Origin of the sequence: uncultured Flavobacterium sp. (genome assembly GCF_963922255.1) — a bacterium.
GTDB lineage: Bacteria > Bacteroidota > Bacteroidia > Flavobacteriales > Flavobacteriaceae > Flavobacterium.
The window spans coordinates 1-19,867 of record NZ_CAWUIC010000023.1; the positions used below are offsets into that span (position 1 = coordinate 1).

General features: G+C 31.4%; 25 protein-coding genes. 23 read left to right on the forward strand and 2 right to left on the reverse strand.

Annotated features, from left to right (window positions below; all coding sequences use genetic code 11):
* The first annotated feature begins 212 nt into the window (after nt 1-212).
* The 12 genes from AABJ49_RS13380 to AABJ49_RS13435 all read left to right on the forward strand — a co-directional run bounded on the left by AABJ49_RS13380 (nt 213) and on the right by AABJ49_RS13435 (nt 8,891).
* Entirely contained in the window at nt 213-629 is a 417-nt protein-coding gene (locus AABJ49_RS13380; protein WP_338378793.1) for a hypothetical protein, read from the forward strand.
* Nucleotides 630-845: 216 nt separating this feature from the next.
* Nucleotides 846-1,427, forward strand: a complete 582-nt coding sequence (locus AABJ49_RS13385) for an outer membrane beta-barrel protein (protein ID WP_338378794.1) — start codon at nt 846-848, stop codon at nt 1,425-1,427.
* 169 nt (nt 1,428-1,596) lie between these two features.
* Nucleotides 1,597-1,956, forward strand: coding sequence for a hypothetical protein (locus AABJ49_RS13390; RefSeq protein WP_338378795.1), 360 nt, complete (start codon nt 1,597-1,599; stop codon nt 1,954-1,956).
* A gap of 31 nt (nt 1,957-1,987) precedes the next feature.
* Nucleotides 1,988-2,251 (forward strand): hypothetical protein, encoded by a 264-nt coding sequence (locus tag AABJ49_RS13395; protein WP_338378796.1) that lies wholly within the window; start codon nt 1,988-1,990, stop codon nt 2,249-2,251.
* Nucleotides 2,252-2,439: 188 nt separating this feature from the next.
* The gene (locus AABJ49_RS13400; protein WP_338378797.1) at nt 2,440-3,201 is read left to right on the forward strand and encodes a YafY family protein; all 762 of its coding nucleotides are present in this window, start codon (nt 2,440-2,442) and stop codon (nt 3,199-3,201) included.
* A 4-nt stretch (nt 3,202-3,205) separates the two neighbouring features.
* Nucleotides 3,206-3,667, forward strand: a complete 462-nt coding sequence (locus tag AABJ49_RS13405; RefSeq protein ID WP_338378798.1) for a GyrI-like domain-containing protein — start codon at nt 3,206-3,208, stop codon at nt 3,665-3,667.
* Between the two features lie 7 nt (nt 3,668-3,674).
* Nucleotides 3,675-4,109 (forward strand): DUF1801 domain-containing protein, encoded by a 435-nt coding sequence (locus AABJ49_RS13410; RefSeq protein WP_338378799.1) that lies wholly within the window; start codon nt 3,675-3,677, stop codon nt 4,107-4,109.
* A gap of 997 nt (nt 4,110-5,106) precedes the next feature.
* Nucleotides 5,107-5,676, forward strand: coding sequence for a cyclic nucleotide-binding domain-containing protein (locus tag AABJ49_RS13415; RefSeq protein ID WP_338378800.1), 570 nt, complete (start codon nt 5,107-5,109; stop codon nt 5,674-5,676).
* A gap of 10 nt (nt 5,677-5,686) precedes the next feature.
* Complete coding sequence (locus AABJ49_RS13420) at nt 5,687-6,574, forward strand: DMT family transporter (protein WP_338378801.1); 888 nt, start codon at nt 5,687-5,689, stop codon at nt 6,572-6,574.
* Nucleotides 6,575-6,654: 80 nt separating this feature from the next.
* The gene (locus AABJ49_RS13425) at nt 6,655-6,978 is read left to right on the forward strand and encodes a hypothetical protein (protein ID WP_338378802.1); all 324 of its coding nucleotides are present in this window, start codon (nt 6,655-6,657) and stop codon (nt 6,976-6,978) included.
* 68 nt (nt 6,979-7,046) lie between these two features.
* Entirely contained in the window at nt 7,047-7,721 is a 675-nt protein-coding gene (locus AABJ49_RS13430; protein WP_338378803.1) for a type 1 glutamine amidotransferase domain-containing protein, read from the forward strand.
* 273 nt (nt 7,722-7,994) lie between these two features.
* Nucleotides 7,995-8,891, forward strand: a complete 897-nt coding sequence (locus tag AABJ49_RS13435) for a site-specific DNA-methyltransferase (RefSeq protein ID WP_338378804.1) — start codon at nt 7,995-7,997, stop codon at nt 8,889-8,891.
* A 3-nt stretch (nt 8,892-8,894) separates the two neighbouring features.
* On the opposite strand, the gene AABJ49_RS13440 is transcribed toward AABJ49_RS13435, so the two are convergent.
* Together AABJ49_RS13440 and AABJ49_RS13445 are read right to left on the reverse strand one after the other, a co-directional pair.
* Entirely contained in the window at nt 8,895-9,890 is a 996-nt protein-coding gene (locus AABJ49_RS13440; protein WP_338378805.1) for a MamI family restriction endonuclease, read from the reverse strand.
* Nucleotides 9,887-10,102, reverse strand: a complete 216-nt coding sequence (locus tag AABJ49_RS13445; protein ID WP_338378806.1) for a helix-turn-helix transcriptional regulator — start codon at nt 10,100-10,102, stop codon at nt 9,887-9,889. The genes AABJ49_RS13440 and AABJ49_RS13445 overlap by 4 nt, the downstream gene beginning before the upstream one ends.
* A 195-nt stretch (nt 10,103-10,297) precedes the next feature.
* Between AABJ49_RS13445 and AABJ49_RS13450 the strand changes: the two genes are divergently transcribed.
* The 11 genes from AABJ49_RS13450 to AABJ49_RS13500 all read left to right on the forward strand — a co-directional run bounded on the left by AABJ49_RS13450 (nt 10,298) and on the right by AABJ49_RS13500 (nt 19,745).
* Entirely contained in the window at nt 10,298-11,029 is a 732-nt protein-coding gene (locus AABJ49_RS13450; protein WP_338378807.1) for a hypothetical protein, read from the forward strand.
* Between the two features lie 536 nt (nt 11,030-11,565).
* Complete coding sequence (locus tag AABJ49_RS13455; RefSeq protein ID WP_338378808.1) at nt 11,566-12,312, forward strand: DUF6597 domain-containing transcriptional factor; 747 nt, start codon at nt 11,566-11,568, stop codon at nt 12,310-12,312.
* Between the two features lie 30 nt (nt 12,313-12,342).
* Complete coding sequence (locus AABJ49_RS13460; protein ID WP_338378809.1) at nt 12,343-12,765, forward strand: VOC family protein; 423 nt, start codon at nt 12,343-12,345, stop codon at nt 12,763-12,765.
* On the forward strand, nt 12,765-13,118 hold the full coding sequence (locus AABJ49_RS13465) for an MmcQ/YjbR family DNA-binding protein (RefSeq protein WP_338378810.1): 354 nt from the start codon (nt 12,765-12,767) through the stop codon (nt 13,116-13,118). Before AABJ49_RS13460 ends, AABJ49_RS13465 begins: the two co-directional genes overlap by 1 nt.
* 194 nt (nt 13,119-13,312) lie before the next feature.
* Nucleotides 13,313-13,825 carry a MepB family protein gene (locus tag AABJ49_RS13470; RefSeq protein ID WP_338378811.1) on the forward strand — a complete coding sequence of 171 codons (513 nt, stop codon included), beginning with the start codon at nt 13,313-13,315 and terminating at the stop codon, nt 13,823-13,825.
* Nucleotides 13,826-14,582: 757 nt separating this feature from the next.
* Complete coding sequence (locus AABJ49_RS13475) at nt 14,583-15,158, forward strand: Crp/Fnr family transcriptional regulator (protein ID WP_338378812.1); 576 nt, start codon at nt 14,583-14,585, stop codon at nt 15,156-15,158.
* 64 nt (nt 15,159-15,222) lie between these two features.
* A complete protein-coding gene (locus tag AABJ49_RS13480; protein WP_336068577.1) occupies nt 15,223-15,936 on the forward strand; it encodes an MBL fold metallo-hydrolase in 714 nt (237 codons plus the stop codon).
* A gap of 192 nt (nt 15,937-16,128) precedes the next feature.
* A complete protein-coding gene (locus AABJ49_RS13485; protein WP_336068575.1) occupies nt 16,129-17,388 on the forward strand; it encodes a T9SS type A sorting domain-containing protein in 1,260 nt (419 codons plus the stop codon).
* A 162-nt stretch (nt 17,389-17,550) separates the two neighbouring features.
* The gene (locus AABJ49_RS13490) at nt 17,551-18,000 is read left to right on the forward strand and encodes a hypothetical protein (RefSeq protein WP_338378813.1); all 450 of its coding nucleotides are present in this window, start codon (nt 17,551-17,553) and stop codon (nt 17,998-18,000) included.
* Between the two features lie 209 nt (nt 18,001-18,209).
* On the forward strand, nt 18,210-18,602 hold the full coding sequence (locus tag AABJ49_RS13495; RefSeq protein WP_338378814.1) for a hypothetical protein: 393 nt from the start codon (nt 18,210-18,212) through the stop codon (nt 18,600-18,602).
* 357 nt (nt 18,603-18,959) lie between these two features.
* A complete protein-coding gene (locus AABJ49_RS13500; RefSeq protein WP_338378815.1) occupies nt 18,960-19,745 on the forward strand; it encodes a toll/interleukin-1 receptor domain-containing protein in 786 nt (261 codons plus the stop codon).
* Nucleotides 19,746-19,867 lie beyond the last annotated feature (122 nt).

The window sequence follows — 19,867 nt, forward strand, 5'->3', positions numbered from 1 at the left end:
ATTGCATAATCTTCGTTTTTGGAAACTCAAAGTTATGCTTTTACATAGATGCTTGTAGCAATTGCTCGGCTTGGTCTTTGTTTGAATTTTCTCCGAAAATTCATTAGGAGTTTTGTACTTGTGAAATTAAGTGCTAAATTTACGCAACTGCTACAAGCCGTCAAACGTTGTGCACTATTTGAGAAAACCGTTACACCGAATTGAAAACAGTGATGAAATTAACAAATGAACAGTTTACAGAAGTTGCTTTTATTTTCGAAAAAGAGAACGGAAATTCTCACTCGGAATTTGAAAAAGGAATAATTTCGGAATCTAAACTGACCGAATACAAACCGACTGAATTGGAAAAAATAATAGTCGACGGACTGAACTCTGGAATTTATAAAAACGAGGACGAACGAGTTAGTGGATATTGGAGCTTATCAAAAATCGGAAATCGGAATTTGATAGCGGAATATAAAAAGTGGTTGCGAACGGAATTGGAAAACGAAAATGGAATTGCAGTTTTTCAAATATTAATCGGACTTGACCGACTTGACGAACCTGTCTTTAACGAAAACCGAACTGGACAAGGAGTTGACGAAACGGAACTGAATATAAGAGATGCTAAACAGTATCTGAAAAAATAAAAACAGTGCACAACACAGTATATAAAAAATTGCTGTTTTGTGCTTAATTTTATGGTCGTTGCACGTTTGCTACGTCTGATTTTCCTTCGGAAAATCCTCGCACGCAAACACGCAACTTTCCATATACATAAACGTTACAAGCAATTTAAACCTAATATTCTTCAAAAAATCTTCGATTATAAAAAAAATTAATTAAAAACAACTTTAAAATTTATTATGAAAAAAAATGTCCTAATCATTATTGTTTTTTGTTTGCAGTTTAATGCATATTCTCAAGAAAAATTTTCTGTTTTTACTGGTGTAAATTATAATTTCTTAACTGAAGGTCATTATGAAGGCTTATTGAGTGAAAATTCAGTTTCTCTTCATTTAGGAGTTGCTTATAATTTTCGATTAAATGAAAAAATTAGTTTTAGACCAAAATTAGTTTTCTCGCAACAGGGAGATAGAGTAAAAACAGAACAAACAATACCTTTTAATCTTACACAATTTGATTACAAACTTTCTTATATAAATGTTCCTTTAGAATTTAAATTTTGGAATAAAATATATTTAATAACTGGCCCGCAAGTTGGTTATTTAATTAATACTGAAAAATTAAGTAATGATTTAGGTGAAGTAGATTCTAATATAGATATAGGCTTAAATGTTGGCGGTGGTTTCGAATTTAATAATTATTTTATAGAATTAAGCACATTCAAAGGTTTTTCGAAAATATTTGAATATGAAGACATTTATAATGACAAACATAGTTTAACAAATACTTTATTTAGATTATCGGTTGGTTATAATTTTTAAGATAAACTGCTTGTAACAACGGTTTGTAACAATTGCTCGGCTTGGTCTTTGTTTGAATTTTCTCCGAAAATTCTAAAGTAGTTTTGTACTTGTGAAATTAAGTGCTAAATTTACGCAACTGTCACAAGCCGTCAAACGTTAGTGGCTATTTGCCTGAAAAGACGCAGAAATGAAGAAAATACATAAAATACTAATTGCCTTTTTTGTCATTATATCTTTAAGTTTATTCTTGAAAGGTAAAATATCAGGACAAAAATTCGATAGCGAGAAATGGAAATATTCAAATTTAAGCTCTGAAGAAAATTGGAATTTAAGATGGAATATGATGAATAGTTTGCGGAATAATTATGAGTTGAAAGGAAAAACAAAATCCGAAATTATTAGCTTATTAGGGAAACCTGAAAATGAAATTAGAAACGAGATGTCATATTCTTTAGGTTACACAGGATTTGGAATAAATACAGGAACTTTAGTAATTTTTTTAAACGAAAAAGGAATTGTAAAAAATCTAAGTGTACATCAAGGATAATACTAATAATAAAGAAATTATGAGTTCTCAAATGAAATGGCTAATAATTATAATATGTGCAATTCTATTATTATTTTTAAATTTTACAGTAATTGACAAACTAATTATTCCCGATCCTTGTTATTATCACACAAACGAAATGAACCCAATCTTAAAACTTTTCTATACTGCAACTTCTGCATCTGGTGGTCATCCAGAACAGAATATTTTCAATCTTATATTTACTATATTAGTTGGTGGTTTAATTGGTAAATTAATTTATCGTTTGTACGAAATTAAAATCAAAACTGAATAAAATACAAGAAGATAGAAAAAATAAAAACAGCCACTAACAGCAGTTACAAGAAATTGCTAGGCATGGTATTTATCAGAAAACATTTTGGCGAATCAAAGTTTTGTCTATATTTGTAATTGACAGTGAATGAAGTACGCAACTTCTTGTAGCTGCGAAACGTTGGCAACAAGCTAAAAAAACCAATCCGAATGGACAAAGAAAAACCGAGACTTGCGAGATTGACAGCAATCTTAACGCAATTACAATCGAAACGAATTGTAACTGCAAAAGATATTGCCGAAAAACATAATGTAAGTACCAGAACGGTTTATCGAGACATCCGAACACTTGAAAAATCAGGAATTCCAATCGTAACGGAAGAAGGAAAAGGCTATTCGATAATGGAAGGTTATAAAATTCCGCCTGTTATGTTTACCCAAGATGAGGCGAATGCTCTCATAACTGCTGAACAACTGATTAGCAAAAACAAAGACCAATCTTTGACCGAACAATACGAAAGTGCAATTAGCAAAATCAAATCTGTTTTAAAATACAGCCAAAAAGAAAAAACGGAATTATTAACAAACAGAATTCAAGTTCGCAACAATCGTGAAAACGAAAAAACGAGTAATTATCTCATTAAACTTCAATCCACCATTTCAAATTATCAAATGGTAAAAATGGATTATCTGTCATTGGAAAATAATAAAAGCCAAAGAGAAATAGAACCATTTGCACTTTACACAACACAAGATAATTGGGTGCTTATCGCATTTTGCAAACTAAAAAATGAATTTAGAGCTTTTAGACTTGATTGTATTCAAAAATTACAAATCTTGGAGAAGAATTTTGAACCTCATAAAATGACTTTACAACAATATCTTGAAAATTGTAGCTCAAAATATAAAAACACCCTTGACACACCTTTGTCACAAGGTCAATCTAAATTTGCATTAAATCAAAAAATATAAAAAGATGCAAACAGTAAAAATTGAACCTTTTAAAATTATCGGAATTTCGATAAGAACAACGAATGAAAACGGACAAGCTTCTCAAGAAATTGCCGAATTGTGGCAACGGTTTATGTCCGAAAACGTAATTTCTAAAATTCCGAACAAAATAGACAATGCCGTTTATTCATTATACACGGAATACGAGAGCGACCATACAAAACCATACACAACAATACTTGGTTGTAAAGTTGAAAATTTGGATAATGTACCAAATGGAATGGTTGGAAAATCATTTGATGGAGGAACATATTCCAAAACCACAGCAAAAGGAGATTTAATGCAAGGTTTGGTAGTGAACCAATGGTCGAAAATATTTGAAATGGAACTTGACAGAACCTATGATGCCGACTTTGAAATTTTTGGGGAAAAGGTTCAAAATCCAGCAGATGCAGAAGTCGAGTTTTATGTAGGCATAAAAGGCTAACAAAAATATGCGAATAAAAAAGTTTGAAATAAAAACAGACCCAAGAGTAAATGAGGTTTTTGCAAATTATCCCGACTTTGTTCGGGATAAAATGCAATTTCTGCGTGAATTGGTAATTGAAACAGCAGAAGAAACCGAAGGAGTTACCAAATTGGAAGAAACTCTAAAATGGGGAGAACCAAGTTTTGTAACTAAAAACGGTAGTACATTGCGAATGGATTGGAAAGAAAAATCGCCAGACCAATACGCTATGTATTTTCAATGTACAAGCAGATTAGTAAATACGTTTAAATTGGTTTTTAATCACAAATTTCAATACGAGGGGAAACGAGCAATTGTTTTTAAATTGAACCAAAAAGTTCCAGAAATGGAATTGAAATCGTGTATAAAAGCTTCCTTGACTTATCACAACGTAAAGGAATTAATTACGTTAGGAATTTGAGAAATTAAACACGAATGAACAAAAGCCAGTTGCCAACAATGTATAAAAATAATAGCGGTTATATTGCTAAAACGAAAGTAAGTAAGTCTAATAAAGGTCTGTGTTTAACCGAAAATTTAGTGCGTGTAAATCCGCTACTATTCTTATACTAGACCGTTGGCAATAATATAAACCCCGAATGAAACCATTTTTAATACTAATATTTCTTGTGATAGCATTTTGGTCAATAATAACATCCTTTAGAGCTATTTATCTGATTTTGACAAAAGAATTTAAAGGAGACAAAACAACTTGGATTTTGATTTCATTGATTGGGATTATTGGTCCAATAATATGGATTACCAAAGGGAAAAAACTGCTTTCTAAATGAAATACAGTATTCCAGATAAAAGAGAATTGACAAAATCTGAAATAGCATTTCTGACCTATCTGTTTAGAAAAGAAAAATCGGAGTGGACTAATTTAATCGGAAACCTCAAAGTTATTGCGTGATGTGGTTGCGGAAAATGTCCGACTGTAATATTTGGGGAAACTTTTGACTCGGAAATTCAAAAAGGGAATTTAATAATCGACTACGCTGGAAAAGGGAAAACGGAGAGTTAATTGGAATATCTGTATTCGTAACTGACAAAATGCCGACTGAATTAGAATTTTATTCAATAGATGGAGAATCAGACATTACAGAAATGCCGAAAATTGGAACTCTGAAATCTATGAACGAAAATCTGACTGAATGAAAAAATACTATTGCCAACAATGGCTATAATTCATTGCGGTTGAATTCCTCATCGGAATTCAACGTAAATTTGCTATCTTTCGGTTACGGCGGAAAGAATCCTGCGGATTTTTCCGCAACGAAATCATAGCCGAGAACGTTGTATGTCATTTGACAAAAACTTCCCAAATTCAAAAAATGAAGATAAAAAGATTGTTATAAGACAATATCCAGACAATTAACACTTCTTATCTTTAGACTCTGAATAAATAACAACACAACGTGTATAAAGAATTAGAACAGCATATAAAAAGTCATGGAGAAATAGGAGAGAAAGAATTACAGCAAATAATTAAAGCTTTCCAGCCTATGAAAACAACCCGAAATGAAATGCTATGCAACATTGGGCAAGTATGCAAGCATTTCTATTTTATTAAAAAAGGATGTTTAAAGCTCTATGAGATAGATAATAAAGGCAATGAAATCACAGGATTCTTTGCGTTGGAAGACTCTATTATCTCTGCAAATACTAGCTTTATCCTTCAAAAACCGTCAAGAGATTGTTTAGTTTCTTTAGAACCTTCGGAGCTATTAAAAATACATCGAGATGATTTTTTCAAACTAGTTGATACAATCCCTCAGTTTGCTACTGTTTATCACAAATTCATAGAGTTTGCTTTTATTCATTCACAAATGCGGATATATAGTTTTTTAGGAATGGATGGCATGGATAAACTTAAGTGGGTTATAGAACATGAGCCTAAATTACTCTCTCGTATATCTAGTAAAGCTGTTGCTTCATACTTAGGAATGACCAACTCTACACTGAGTAAGCTACGAGCAAAATTATAGCTTGTCGTTTATGAGGGCTACAATTTACCTTATCATTGCTACATTCTTTTTAGGCTTAAATTTTCATTTAACCAAAATAATGTTGAAAGAAGTCAATTTTGTAGAAGCAGGATTTTGGCGTTTCTTATTAGGCATTTTAACATTAGTAATCTTAGGGATTAAAAACTTACCGTCATTTAAATTAATTCTAACAAACCTTAAGGGTATTTCTTTAACCGGGTTTATTGGTCTTTTCGGATTTAACATATTTTTCTTTCTAGGATTGTTGCATACGTCAGCCGTAAACGCGGCACTTATTGTAGCTTTAAATCCCACACTAACGATTATTTTATCACATAAAATACTAAAGACTTCTATAAGCAAAATTCAAGTAGTAGGTATGGTCATTGCCTTCTTCGGGGCAACATATTTAGTCTTAAAAGGTAACGTTACCAACCTCAATAATATCCGCTTAAATCATGGAGACATTCTCATATTAATAGCCAATGTGTTTTTTGCATTACATCACGTTTGGGTAAAAAAATATAATCACACAATTTCGAATTTAAACTTTACTCTTTTAACCAATCTTTGCTGCCTAGTAGGATTCTCTATTTTATTGTCTGCCAATGGTGTAGATAGAATCACATCACACACAACCAACTTTTGGCTAGCGGTGTGCGGCATAGGATGTTTAGGCACAGCTTTAGCGTATTTTTTATGGCAAAAAGGAGTACAGATGATGGGGCCTGATAAAGCAGGCATTTATATGAATATTATACCTCTTTCATCGGCCTTACTGGCCTTTTTTTTCAATGAAAATTTATATTACTATCATTTTATTGGAGGGATATGTATTGCTGTTGGTTTGCTTATAAGCCAAAGTGCTACTTCAAAATCCTTGAAAACGTTGTCATAGAACAACTTTTAATTTCCCCCTGCTCATGATCTTTGCCATGTTGTTTAGCAATTCAGCGAAACAATTAAAAAATAAACATTATGAGTAAAACAATTAAAAAAGTATTTGTCTACACAGAATTACAATTTTCAATTCCATTTGAGAATGTTCCTTGGAAAGAAATGAACCCCAATTTACTTTCAATTGACGGATTGGTAAGAAAGACATGGCTTAGCGGTGTAGGTTCTAATTCCGTAGGTGGGTTCTATGAATTTAATTCTTTAGAAAAAGCTCAAAACTTTGCTTGGAATATCTTTCCTCAAGAAGCAAAGAACTTTGGTGTAAGTTTCATGACCAAAATTTTTGATGGTGATATTACGGAAGAAGCAAGTAAAGGCATGAAGTCACCACATTACAATTACTAGTTATTTCAACATACGACAAGAACTTTAAATCCGCATTTAAGTTCTTGTCGTCATTAAAAACAAAAAAGATGAGACATGTATTATTTATTGTAACAAGTACCGATAAAACTGGTACCGGTCAGCATAAAGCTGGTTACGAATTTTCAGAAATTGCAGATCCATATTATGAATTTATCAGTAAAGGATACACAGTAGATTTTGCTAGTATTTTGGGAGGAACACCTCCATTTGTAGGCTACAATTCATCCCAAAAAATCAGTAAGAAGTTCAAAGAAAGTAATGGATTTAAAAGACTCAACTTTAGTCATAAGTTAAGTGATGTAGATGCAACCGCATATGATGCGATTTTCTTCCCTGGAGGTTTAGGGTTAATGACAGATATGGTAGAAAACCCATTAGTTAAAGAAATTATTAAAAATACATATGAAAGCGGAAAAATTATTGGAGCTGTTTGTCATGGACCTGCTGCCTTACTTAATGTTAAATTAACCAATGGAAGTAATTTGTTAAAAGGAAAGAAAATCAACTCGTTTACCAAAGCAGAGGAAGAAAAGGATAAACACACAATTGGGGACATAATTCCATTTATGCTTGATGAAGAGCTAATAAAACAAGGCGCAATATTTTTGCATACTGAACCTTTTAAATCTTATGTTGTAAATGATGAAAATTTAGTAACAGGACAGAATCCTGCATCAGCATCAAATGTTGCACTTAAAATGATAGATTTACTAACAAATTAATTCTTTGAATAACCTGAATAGGAAAAAACGCCATACAACAATGTATAAAAACAATAGCGGTTTCGGTAATTAATCGAAGTCGCTTTTTATATTTACATTCAATTTTGAAATGAAAATTTAGAGTAATAAAATCCGCTACTGTTCTTATACAAACCGTTGTAGGCAATACTCGAGCTACACGAAACGCAGAAAAAATCGTTTAAAATCAATATTTTATTATTTGTTACTTTAAAAATAATTATGTATGTTTGCATACTATAATTAGCAAATAAAATGAATAAAGTTATATTAGGAGATTGTGTAGAAGAATTATCAAAGATTAAAGATTTCAGCGTAGATTTAGTTGTTTCTGACCCACCATATTGGAAAGTAATCAATGAAAAGTGGGATTACCAATGGAAAACTGAACAAGAATATATTGAATGGTCTATTACTTGGATAAAGGAGGTTGCAAGAACTCTAAGATATGGAGGAACATTTTATTTATTTGGTTATTTTAGAACTCTTGCTCATCTTGTGCCTTATTTTGATGAATTAGGTCTTGAATTAAGACAACAAATAATTATAGATAAAGGTATGCGTTCTGTTTCTGGAAGAGCTACAAAAAACTATCGAATATTTCCTAATGTTACAGAAAGTTGTCTTTTTATTACAAAAGACAATAAAAAATTTGTTAAACCATTTTTAAAAGAACATCAGTTAAAACAAGGTTTAACTTCAAAACAAATTAACGAAGCTTTGGGTGTTAAAAGTAATGGTGGTGGTATGTGGAGTATTTACACAGGTAAAAACATTTGTGAGCAATTTCCAACAAATGAACTTTGGGATAAACTTCAAAATATTTTAAAATTTGATTTAAAATACTCTGATGTTGCACAAACGTTTAATCCTCAAATGGGTATTACTGATGTTTGGAGGGATATAGATTTTTATAAAGAGAAAAGGGTTCATCCCACACAAAAACCATTAACTTTAATAAAAAGGCTAATATTAGCAAGTAGTAATGAAGGTGATTTAGTTGTTGACCCTTTTGCTGGTAGTGGTTCAACTGCAATATCTGCTATTCAATTAAACAGAAAGTTTATTACTATAGATACAGACGAGAATTATTATAATGAAGTATTAAACAGAGTTGAAAGAACATTAAATCCTCTAAATATATCAATCTAAAAACTAATTTCTTCTATAACTATTAGTCTGTGTTAAACTTACAATTTCTCTTAAAGGTATAGTGTTTCTAGCAATTTCATTCAAAAAAGGCATACTGGCTTTCCAAGTATTTTTATTTCTAGATATAGAACTTAACAATTGTTGTCTACTCTGATTCTGGTTTGTTAGATTAGGTTTAATTATTGAATCAAAATCATTATTGGTTACAAAATTAATTAACTCATTATAACTTAGTAATTCAATTGGCATTTCCTCAGAAACTAAATTAGTTCTATCCACATTTGGGTTAATATATTTAGTAATATTAATTGTTGCGTTTGTATCAATATTATCTATAATACACGAAAATATTTTTATTGGATTACATAAATAAAATTGAAAACTATAAGGATGAAAATTCATCGGATTAGTTTTTTGATTATTATTTATTTTAGGTAAGTATATATTATTGTAATGATTATCTATTAAAAAATTAAAATTTGGCATTCTTGGATTTCTTGGATATATTTCAAATGCTTCAAATCTAACAGATGTAAAATCATTATCTTTAAAATTTGGATAATCTGAAATCAATAAAAATACCCTATCTAATTCTTTATATTGATTTAATTCTTCTAAACTTCTAATTGAAAATAACCATTTACTATCATCATTTCTTTTTATATTTTCACTTTCACAATTAAAACAAATAACTTCAGAACGCATTAATCTTTCACCACAATCTTTACACTTGTCTGATTGGTCAACTTTAGTACATGATTTTACTTCAGTTCCATCTATTATGTCATGTCCTCTTGCTCCAGTTCTTCCACCTTCCATTCCAAGAATTAATGATGTTAAATGCTGACCAATATAACCAATTTTTAATGTTGGTGTTTGCTTTGTAATTTCAGACCATTTTCTTATATCAACTCTTGGCTTTATAATTAAATCTTCTAAAAATTGTTTAATTAAAGGTAAATTATCGTTTATTTTTATTAAATCTAGATTCGGTATCATTTAAGTAATTCAGTTATATTAATATCTAATGCTTTAGCAATTTTTTCAATATTAATAAGAGTAATATTTTTTTCAGCTCTTTCAATCATACCAATATATGTTCTGTGCACATCTGCAATATGTGCAAGTTGTTCTTGAGAAAGTCCTTTTTCAATTCTGACTTCTCTAACACGTTCACCGAACTTTATTAATATTTTAGATTTTTCTTTCATTGCTAATTAAAGTATGCAAAACTATATGTATTAAAAACACTTAACAACATACTAAAGTTAGCATTAAGTACTTTATCAACAAATATCATTTAAAATCAAGGAAAAAAATATAAAAAAATACTATTCCTATATTTAATATTTGTAAAGAAAATTTAATTAATTTTGAATTATCATTAACTCTTTAACATTTTTATTATGGCATCAACATCAGAAGTCGGTCACGCAAAGAATGTAGCAAACTTTCAAGATTTAATTGAGTTTGTTACTGGGTATGGAGCAACTTACAATCCATCAAAAAACAGTCTTAAACTGCCACAACTTGTCGCATTAAAAGCAACGGCAGAAACAAAACTAGCAGATGTAATTTCTAACAATACCGTTTACAATAATAAAGTAAATGAACGTATGATTGCCTTCGGCAATTTAAAGTCATTGTCTACTCGTTTAGTAAACGCATTACAATCAACCGATGCTTCTGATGAAACAATTAACGATGCAAAAGGTTTTAATCGCAAAATGCAGGGCAAAAAAGCGTCTTCTACGCAAACACCAAGCGACCCAAACGCACCAGCACCAACAACAATTTCCACAAGCCAACAATCTTACGACCAATTAATTCAACACTTTTCAGGTCTTAAATCTGTTTTAGAAGCAGAGCCAAGTTACACACCAAACGAAACCGAATTACAAGTTGCAACATTAACAACAAAAATTGCAGACCTTAATACAAAAAATACTGCCGTTGCAACTGCTTATACTAATATCAGTAATTCAAGAATTGCAAGAAACGAAACACTTTACACAAGCGAGAACGGAATTTATGAAACAGCGGGCGAAGTTAAAAAGTATGTTAAGTCAGTTTTTGGAGCAAGCAGTCCGCAATATGACCAAGTAAGTGGTATAAAATTCAACAAACCGAGATTATAATATAACCTAAAGAGAAAAGAAAGAAAAAACAAAAAGACTTATTGCTCACGCAATAAGTCTTTTGTTATTTTTATTTAGATAGTTCCCTAACCTATTTAGATTTCTTGCAACCTCATTTAGATATACGCAATACATCAAAAGAAATATAGCGTACTAATTTAGAAAACTCTCATACATCAAGAGAATTATGCAAAACATTTTTAGATATATAGCATACATCAAAAGAATTATGTCATACATTTTTAGATTTATGTCATACATCAGAAGAATTATGTCATACATTTTTAAATATATGTCATACTTTTTTAGAAAACTACCGAACTGCCGAAAGAAACTGCCTAAATCGTTGGTATTGAAAAGTATTCTTCACAAGAAGTACTGCCTACAACAGCAGTTACAAGAAATTGCTAGGTATGGTTTTTTATCGGAAAAGGTAATTGTTGAATCAATGTTTTGTTTATATTTGTAATTGTTAGTGAACGAAGTACGCAACTTCTTGTAGCTGCAAAACGTTGTGTGCCATTTGAAAAAAACGCGTGAACTACCAAGAAAAACATACCAAAGGATTTATTTCCAACTTCATAAAAAGTTTTTGGGAGTTTGAATCTTGCGAAAAGGAATGCAACTACGAAATACTTCCAGACGGATTTTTCGACTTGATTCTTGAAATCAAAAATGGGCAAATTACTAAAGTTTCGCTGACAGGAGTTTGGACAAAACAAATCCGAATTTCCATACCAAAAAACACCAAGTTGATTGGCGTTCGCTTCAAACTGATTTCTGCCGAGTATGTTTTCAAACAGTCAATCAAAGAAATCAAAAACACAAAAACGGAACTACCATTGACTTTCTTTGGCTTCGAAAATTTTGAGTTTTACAGTTTTGATAAATTTACCGATTCGGTAACCGAGAAACTGCAATACGGACTCAAAAACCTAAAAGAAATCGACAACAGAAAATTTGAACTTTTCAAGATTCTTTACGAACGAAAAGGCGAAATTTCTGTTCAAGAACTTTCAGAACGGATTTTTTGGAGCAGTCGGCAAATCAACAGGTATTTCAACAATCGTTTCGGATTTTCGCTCAAAACTTTCTGTAATATCCTAAAATGCCATTCTTCGCTAAAACACATTGTGAACGGTAAACTTTTCCCGGAAAATGATTATTACGACCAAGCCCATTTTATAAAGCAAGTAAAACAGATTACAGGTTCTACACCAACAAATCTGCACCTGAATAAAAACGACCGATTTTTACAATTGACCACCATTCAGGAAACGTAAATTTGTGCTTTCAATTAAAAAAACAGAGAAATGAAAGCAAACAAATTAACGCCCAATTTTGAGGTAAAAGACATTAGAAAAACTGTAGAATTTTATCAAACCGCTTTAGGTTTTTCATTGGTAATGGCAGTTCCCGAAACACAGGACGGAATTGAACAATCATTAACGGACAGAAAGGAATACGTTTACGCCTTGGTAAGCAAAGACAGCGTAGAAATGATGTTCCAAAGAACCGACAGTTTCAAAGAAGATGTTAGTCTTGCCAAAGAACTTTCAATGGGAGCGAGTGTTTCGTTCTATATGGAAATTGACGGAATTGACAGCTTTTACGAGCAAATTAAGGACAAAGGCTTGAACCCGACCGAACTGAAAACGGCTTGGTACGGAATGCGTGAATTTTACTTAAAGGACAATAACGGCTACATACTTGGATTTGCAGAAAAAAGCGAGTAATGGACATAGAAACCTACCGAAACTACTGCCTTTCCCTAAAAGGTGCAGAAGAAAAAATGCCATTCGACAAAACGACTTTGGTGTTTTCCGTTAAAGGCAAAATGTTTTCTTCGACAAATATTGAGACCTTTGAGCTTATCAACGTGAAGTGCGAACCCGAAAAGGCTTTGTTGCTTCGAGAAAAGCACGAAGAAGTAATCCCAGGCTATTATATGAACAAAAAACATTGGAACAGCATTTTGACCAACGGAAAAATAACCAACGGACAAATGGAAGAATGGATTAAGGATTCATACGACTTGGTAGTTTTGGGACTACCGAAAAAGACACGGAACGAACTTGAAAACGAATAAAAAACGGCACACAACAATGTATAAACGCAATAGCGGCTAAAGTGTTTAATCGAAAGTAATTTTGTAAATTTAACGTCAGTTATAAACTGAAAAGTTCGGCTTCATAATCCGCTACTGCGTTTATACGAGACCGTTGTGTGTAATGTAAAAAAGCAACCGTAAAAATCCTTGAACATAAGATAGAATAATTACAAATGATTGAAATTGAAATGCTGAATAAAAATCTTATTGAGGTTAAGTCTAAAATTTACGACCAACTATCTCTTGAGATTTCCAAAATGAATAATGAACTTGAAGGAACTGAATATGACGCTTGCCAATTTGAGCTAAATGGAATGAAAATTATTTCTAGAAGTTCAAAAATAACTCCTAAAAAAGTTGGACAATTTGTGACTTTTTGGAAGCGAAATCAAAACGGGGAAACAGAACCTTATTCCGAAAATGACCAATTTGATTTTTATGTAATTAACGCAAAATCTGGAAACGGATTTGGACAGTTTGTATTTCCGAAATCCGAATTAATCAACAAAGGTTTCATAACCACCGAGAAAAAGGGTGGAAAAAGAGGCTTTAGAGTTTATCCGGTTTGGGATAAAACACTGAATAAACAAGCCGAAAAAACGCAAAAATGGCAACTGAACTATTTTTATAAGATTGATAAAACGACCGATTTGAAAAAGGTAAAAGAATTATATAATAAAAAATAAAAACACTACACACAACAATGGCTATAAGTAATTGCTTGTTCTCGCTTACTTTGAAAATTCCTGCGGAATTTTCAGTTCAGTGTGTACTTGCAAAGTTAAGTGCTAACCCACGCAACTACTCATAGCCGAGACCGTTGTAACTAATAGCCAAAAAAATCGCAGAAAATAGAAATATCCGAATTTACTCAGACATTTAATTGAAAATGTTACGTTGAAATTTGAAGAACTGAAAGCCGAACTTTGTCGAATAGAAACTTGAAAAAGTTACGTTAAAATCTGAAGAACTGAAAGCCGAACTTTGGTGAAGAGAAACTTGAAAATGTTACGTGGAAATCTAAAGAACTGAAAGCCGAACTTTGTCAAATAGAAACGTGAAAAATATTACGTTGGAATCTGAAAAAGCTGAAAACCGAACTTTGTCGAATAGAAACTTGAAAATTTTTGCGCATAACGTTTGAATTCTGCTTACATCATATTCGTTCCGAAATGACGCAATCCGAATTAAAACAGCTACTAGTTACAACAGCACCTAAAAAACAATGGCTAGGTTTGGTCAATTTTTGGAAAATCCTGTCGAATTTTACAAAATTTGTCTATATTTGTGTAAGCTAGTGACAGTTATACGCCACTGTTTTTAGCTGCCAAACGTTAGTGGCAATGTCGAAAAAACCGAGACATAGGCGAAGAACATCTAAACAAGAAAGAAATATAAAACAAATGTTATGACAATCATACAGATATACAGATGCCTCCTAAAATGACAATTACCCCGTTAATTAAATATGTTTCAAATCTCGTTGACATTTCTGACAGTGACACAAAACTGTTGTCACATTTTTTTAAACCTACAAATTTCTCTAAAGGAACAATCATTGAAGAGGAAGACGTTGTGGCTCAAAACCTATATTTTGTTACAAATGGTTTCGTTAGGTCATTTTTTTACTCAGACGGCATAGAAACTACTACTCAAATTATAGGAGAGAATAGATTTATAACAAGCTTTAATAGTTTTACTTCTGGAAGTATTTCAAAAGAAAATATTCAATGCCTTTCGAATTGTGAAGTACTTTGTATTACCAAATCAGATTACCAGATTTTATCTGAAGAAAGTGTTTTTTGGAGTACTTTCTGCAAACAGATTTATGAAATAATTATTAGTCAAAATCAGCAAAGAACAACTGATTTCATCACATTATCTGCAGAAAAGCGATACTTGAAATTAATGAAAGAGCAACCAGAAATTATTCAAAATGTACCAATCCAATATATTGCTTCATACATTGGAATTAAGCCAGAATCTTTGAGCAGAATCAGAAAAAAAATAATTTTCTAACATTTATCAAGTGGTATTCATTTTTATGAACTGAACTTTGCATCAACATTCAAAAAATTAAAAGATGTATAAAATAATTCAGTTATCAATTTTTCCATTGGGTATGATAAATTGTTTCCTTATAGAAGGAGAGAAGAAACACATTCTGGTTGACACAGGTGTTCCCAACAGCGAAGCAAAAATTATCAAACAACTAAAACAACACAATATCAAAATAGAAGATATTGCCTTAATAATTATAACTCATGGTCATATTGACCACTTTGGTAGTGCAAAAGAACTGAAAGACATTTTAAATGTTCCTATACTTATGCATGACTTAGATAAAAAAGCACTTCAAACTGGAAAAAGTTTGTTTAATACATTAAAGCCTAATAATAAAATATGGGATTTCATTCTTAAACCAAAATTAACAAAAGATAGAGCAACATTTTGTAACCCTGACTTAGTATTGAAAGAAAACGAAGAATATGATTTGTCAATATATGGAATAAATGGAAAAGTAATGCATACTCCAGGACATACTCCAGGTTCTTTATCGGTTATACTTGAAAATGGAGATGCTATAATAATGGATTTAGCCTCATCAGGAATACTCCTTGGTGGAATTGCTTTTAATTCAAGAATGAAGCATCCACCTTTTCATGACAATTTAGAGCAAGTGAAAAATAGTATTAATAATATACTTTCCTTAAGTACAGAAAAATTTTATCTTGGACACGGAAATCCTGTTTCAAGAAAAGATTTAATAAGGTATAGAGATAAATTTTTGAAATGACAATAAAATGCTAGTCGCCAACGTAGTGTTTTCCATGGTAGTACTAGTATAACTAATTAGTTATCAATATTTCATTGAATATTTACACTAAATTGTGACCTACGTTTTTCAAATATCCAAACTATTAATGGTAACGTCAAAAAAACAAATTAAAAGCAAGTAATATCAAAATACGAAAAAAATATGATACAAATGTTAGCAAAAATATTAGCAGGAATTTTACTTTTCGCTTTTGTAAATTTAACATACGCACAACCAAATTATCCCGCGCCAACTGGAATTTGGTGTAGCTGTCCACCAACTACTGGTATTGGAAATGGTTCTGTAGACCCTGTTGTGGCTTCTAAACCTTATGTGAATGGGATTTTAGTTCGAGTTGTGTGGAAAGATATTGAACCCAATGATAATACGTATAATTGGGCATTAATTGACAATCAAATAAGTGCAGCTCAATCTTATGGAAAAAAAATATCTATAGCGGTTGGTGGTGGCCCAAATTCACCTAATTGGCTATATTCTTTGGGTGTGCAAACATTAAACTATTCTTTGCCTTTTAATGGTACAATACCTGTACCTTGGGATACCATCTTCTTGGACAAATGGACGGAATTTATTACAGAACTAGGAAACAGATATCAAAATGACACTACCATTCAGTTGGTTTATATAACGAACTCATCGCAAAATGGTTTTGAGATGCAGATACCATACAATCCAACCCCATCATATGCTTCTATATCGTATACTGACCAAAAGATGATAGAATCATGGGAGCAAGTGATTGATGCCTTTAATAGCTCATTCCCAAATCATTATTTGACCAACGATTTTCATCCTGTTAATTCCAGTGATATGGTCGGAGACTCTATATACCATTATGCGAAAGTAAATGTTGGTAGTAGATATGGAGCAAGTGCTTGGTGGTGGTCACAAAACAATACTTCTGTTTATCCATCACAATACACAATCTTACAAAATTCAGCAAATACAAATTTATTTACAGGTCTACAAATGGTAGCAAGCGGGATTTCAAACCCAACGGCTTTTGGTAGTGGTGGTCTTCCGGATGCTCTTAATCTTGCCATTTCAAACAGCCTTTGTTATTGGGAAATTTGGAACAATGATATAACTGACGGTTCTTTCGATAGCTTATTTTCTAATGCAGTTTGTTCACCTATACTTGAGGTTGAGCAATTCAATAATAATGAAAACGTATTAACTGTTTTTCCAAATCCATCGAAGAACATTTTTACTGTAATTTTAAAAAATAATTATATTGAAAAAGTTGAAGTGATTAATGAGTTAGGACAAATAGTTTTCGAAAAGGAAAACATCAAGAGTAACGAATATTTATTAGACATTAGAAATCACATTGACGGAATCTATTTTTTGAAAACAATAGACAATACAAATACAGTTTCTTATAGGAAAATAGTTCTTTTAATACAATAAAAAAACACAGCCACTAACATTGTATAAGCGATAATGCGGGCTGAACCGCGAAAATTGAGTATTTTGGCATTTAATTAAATTTGGTACAGACGGACAGTTAATCGCTTCAAAATCCCGCACTACGCTTATACTTGTCCGTTAGCACAAATTAGAAAATCAACTATGGGAATATTTGACATCTTTAAGAAAAAACCAAAGTTTGTAGATGACTTATTTGGAGAATTAGGATATACAACCTTTAAAGATTCTTCAAAAAACTTTTATGATGGAGAAGTAAAATTCCAAGGAAAAGAAATTGGAATTAATATAGATGCGGACGAAAACGGTCCAACGATTGAGCAAAAAGAGTTTTTTAAAAAGTTGGATAATGAATATTCTGAAATTAAGGAAAACATAATTCTTCCGTTTTTAAGAAAAGAATTGGAAGATAATATAGAAGATTCTGGACTCGAAAATTTTGATTCGGAATTTGATTTTGACGGAATCTCAATCGGAAAAATAAAAAATGAGAAAACTGAATGGTCTATAACATATGATTCAAAACCAATGAGACATTATGTTTCAATTGACTTTATTGGAATGAAACCTGAACATATGACAATTGACGGATAATAACTTGTGCTAACACCGTGTATAATTAATGGCTAGTTCTCGCCTACTTACGAAAATCCTCGCGGATTTTCTATTTGGTTTTTATTTGCTAAATTAGGTGCTTAAATACGCCACTAATCATACACAATCACGTTGGCGGTCAGTTTAGCCGAACGGAACGAAAAAAGAAATTTAAAAGAAAAAACTTTAACTAATTAGAGATTTACAAAATGACGATTTTAAAAACTTTTCTTTCTAAAACTTATTACTTTTGGTTTGTTTCAAGAATATTTCTAATCATTGTTTTTTCATTTGCGGTTGTAAACCAATTTGAATTGCACTCGAAAAGTAAATTACTTGTTGGTGCATTTTTAGCACTCTACATCTTGTGTATGTTGTATTTATTAATAGTTGAAATCTTTAAGAAGAAACCATTGCTTTTCGCAAGACAATTTGCTGGAATTATTTCAATACTATTTGGCTTCTTGTTGATTTATATGATTTTGTTTCTCGGTGAAAACAAATATGGTATTAAAAATATTGGCTTTTTAATTGTTCCTTTTTGGATTATGTTTTATGGTTTGTGGGAAATGAAAAGAGAAACGAAAAACTTAATTAAATAAAAACCTAATGTCGAAAAGCATACACATAACAAGTAAGAATTTTAAAGGTTTAACAAAGATTGAACTTAACGAACAATTTATTGACCCAAATTCTGAATTAGCGGAATGGGGAAAAAAAATATCAATAAAAAAAGAAGTGAAAAAACGTCGAAAGAATAATAAATAAAAAACCGAACCGCCAACAGCAGTTACAAGAAATTGCTAGGCTTGGGATTTATCAAAATTGGTAATTGTTGAATCAAAGTTTTGGTTATATTTGTAATTGACAGTGAATGAAGTACGCAACTTCTTGTAGCTGCGAAACGTTAGAGGCAATATTACCGTAACGTGGGAGAATTCAACAATTAAATATAATAAATGATATTTCTAAGTCATAATTTTAAAGACAAACCAATTGTAGAGCCTATAGCCATAAAATTAGCAACAATTTTTGGAATGAATAAAGTATTTTATGATAGTTGGTCGATGCAGCCTGGAGAAGGTATTATTGACAAAATGAATGATGGCCTTACTCAATCAAAGTTTTTCTTCTTTTTTGTGTCTAAAAATAGTTTAGCAAGTAATATGGTCAAGTTAGAATGGCAAAATGCTCTATACAAAGCCACTCAAAATAAAATTAAATTAATTCCTATAAAACTTGACGACTGTTTAATGCCTGATATATTAATCCAAACATTATATATTGACATTTACGGAAAAGGCATGGAATTTGGCTTAAGACAAATTGTCGACATAATTAAAAATAATAATACATTTAATGGAGGTGTTCAAACATATGAAAATGTAAGAGGTTATATCTTGAGAAGTTCAACAGAATCAGAAATTCATATTCATATACGTGCAGAAATGTATGTTGAGCCTATGTCAAAATATACTTTATTATTTGAGAATTCTGAAAATGAAATTTCTATCAATACGGTTGATCAAATGCATATGCAAAGACAACAATTTGTGACAAACGTAGATGTTTCAGATGATTATAAGTGCAATGGCATTTATTTTAGACTAGCTGATCCTACAGTTCCTCATTTTCCAATTAAATTTATTGTAAAAAAAAACACAGTTACACCAATTAGATTTAAAGGAATTATGAGAGTTGTCAGTTCTGACAGAATGAGAGCTATACCAATTATTATAGAATAAATACTGCCTCTAATAGCTGTTTTGCACAATGGCTTGGGCTTGGTTTTCCCTTCGGAAAAACCTCTAAGAATCGAAATTTTGTCTATATTTGTTGTGGTCAGTCTTGAATCACAAGCCACTGA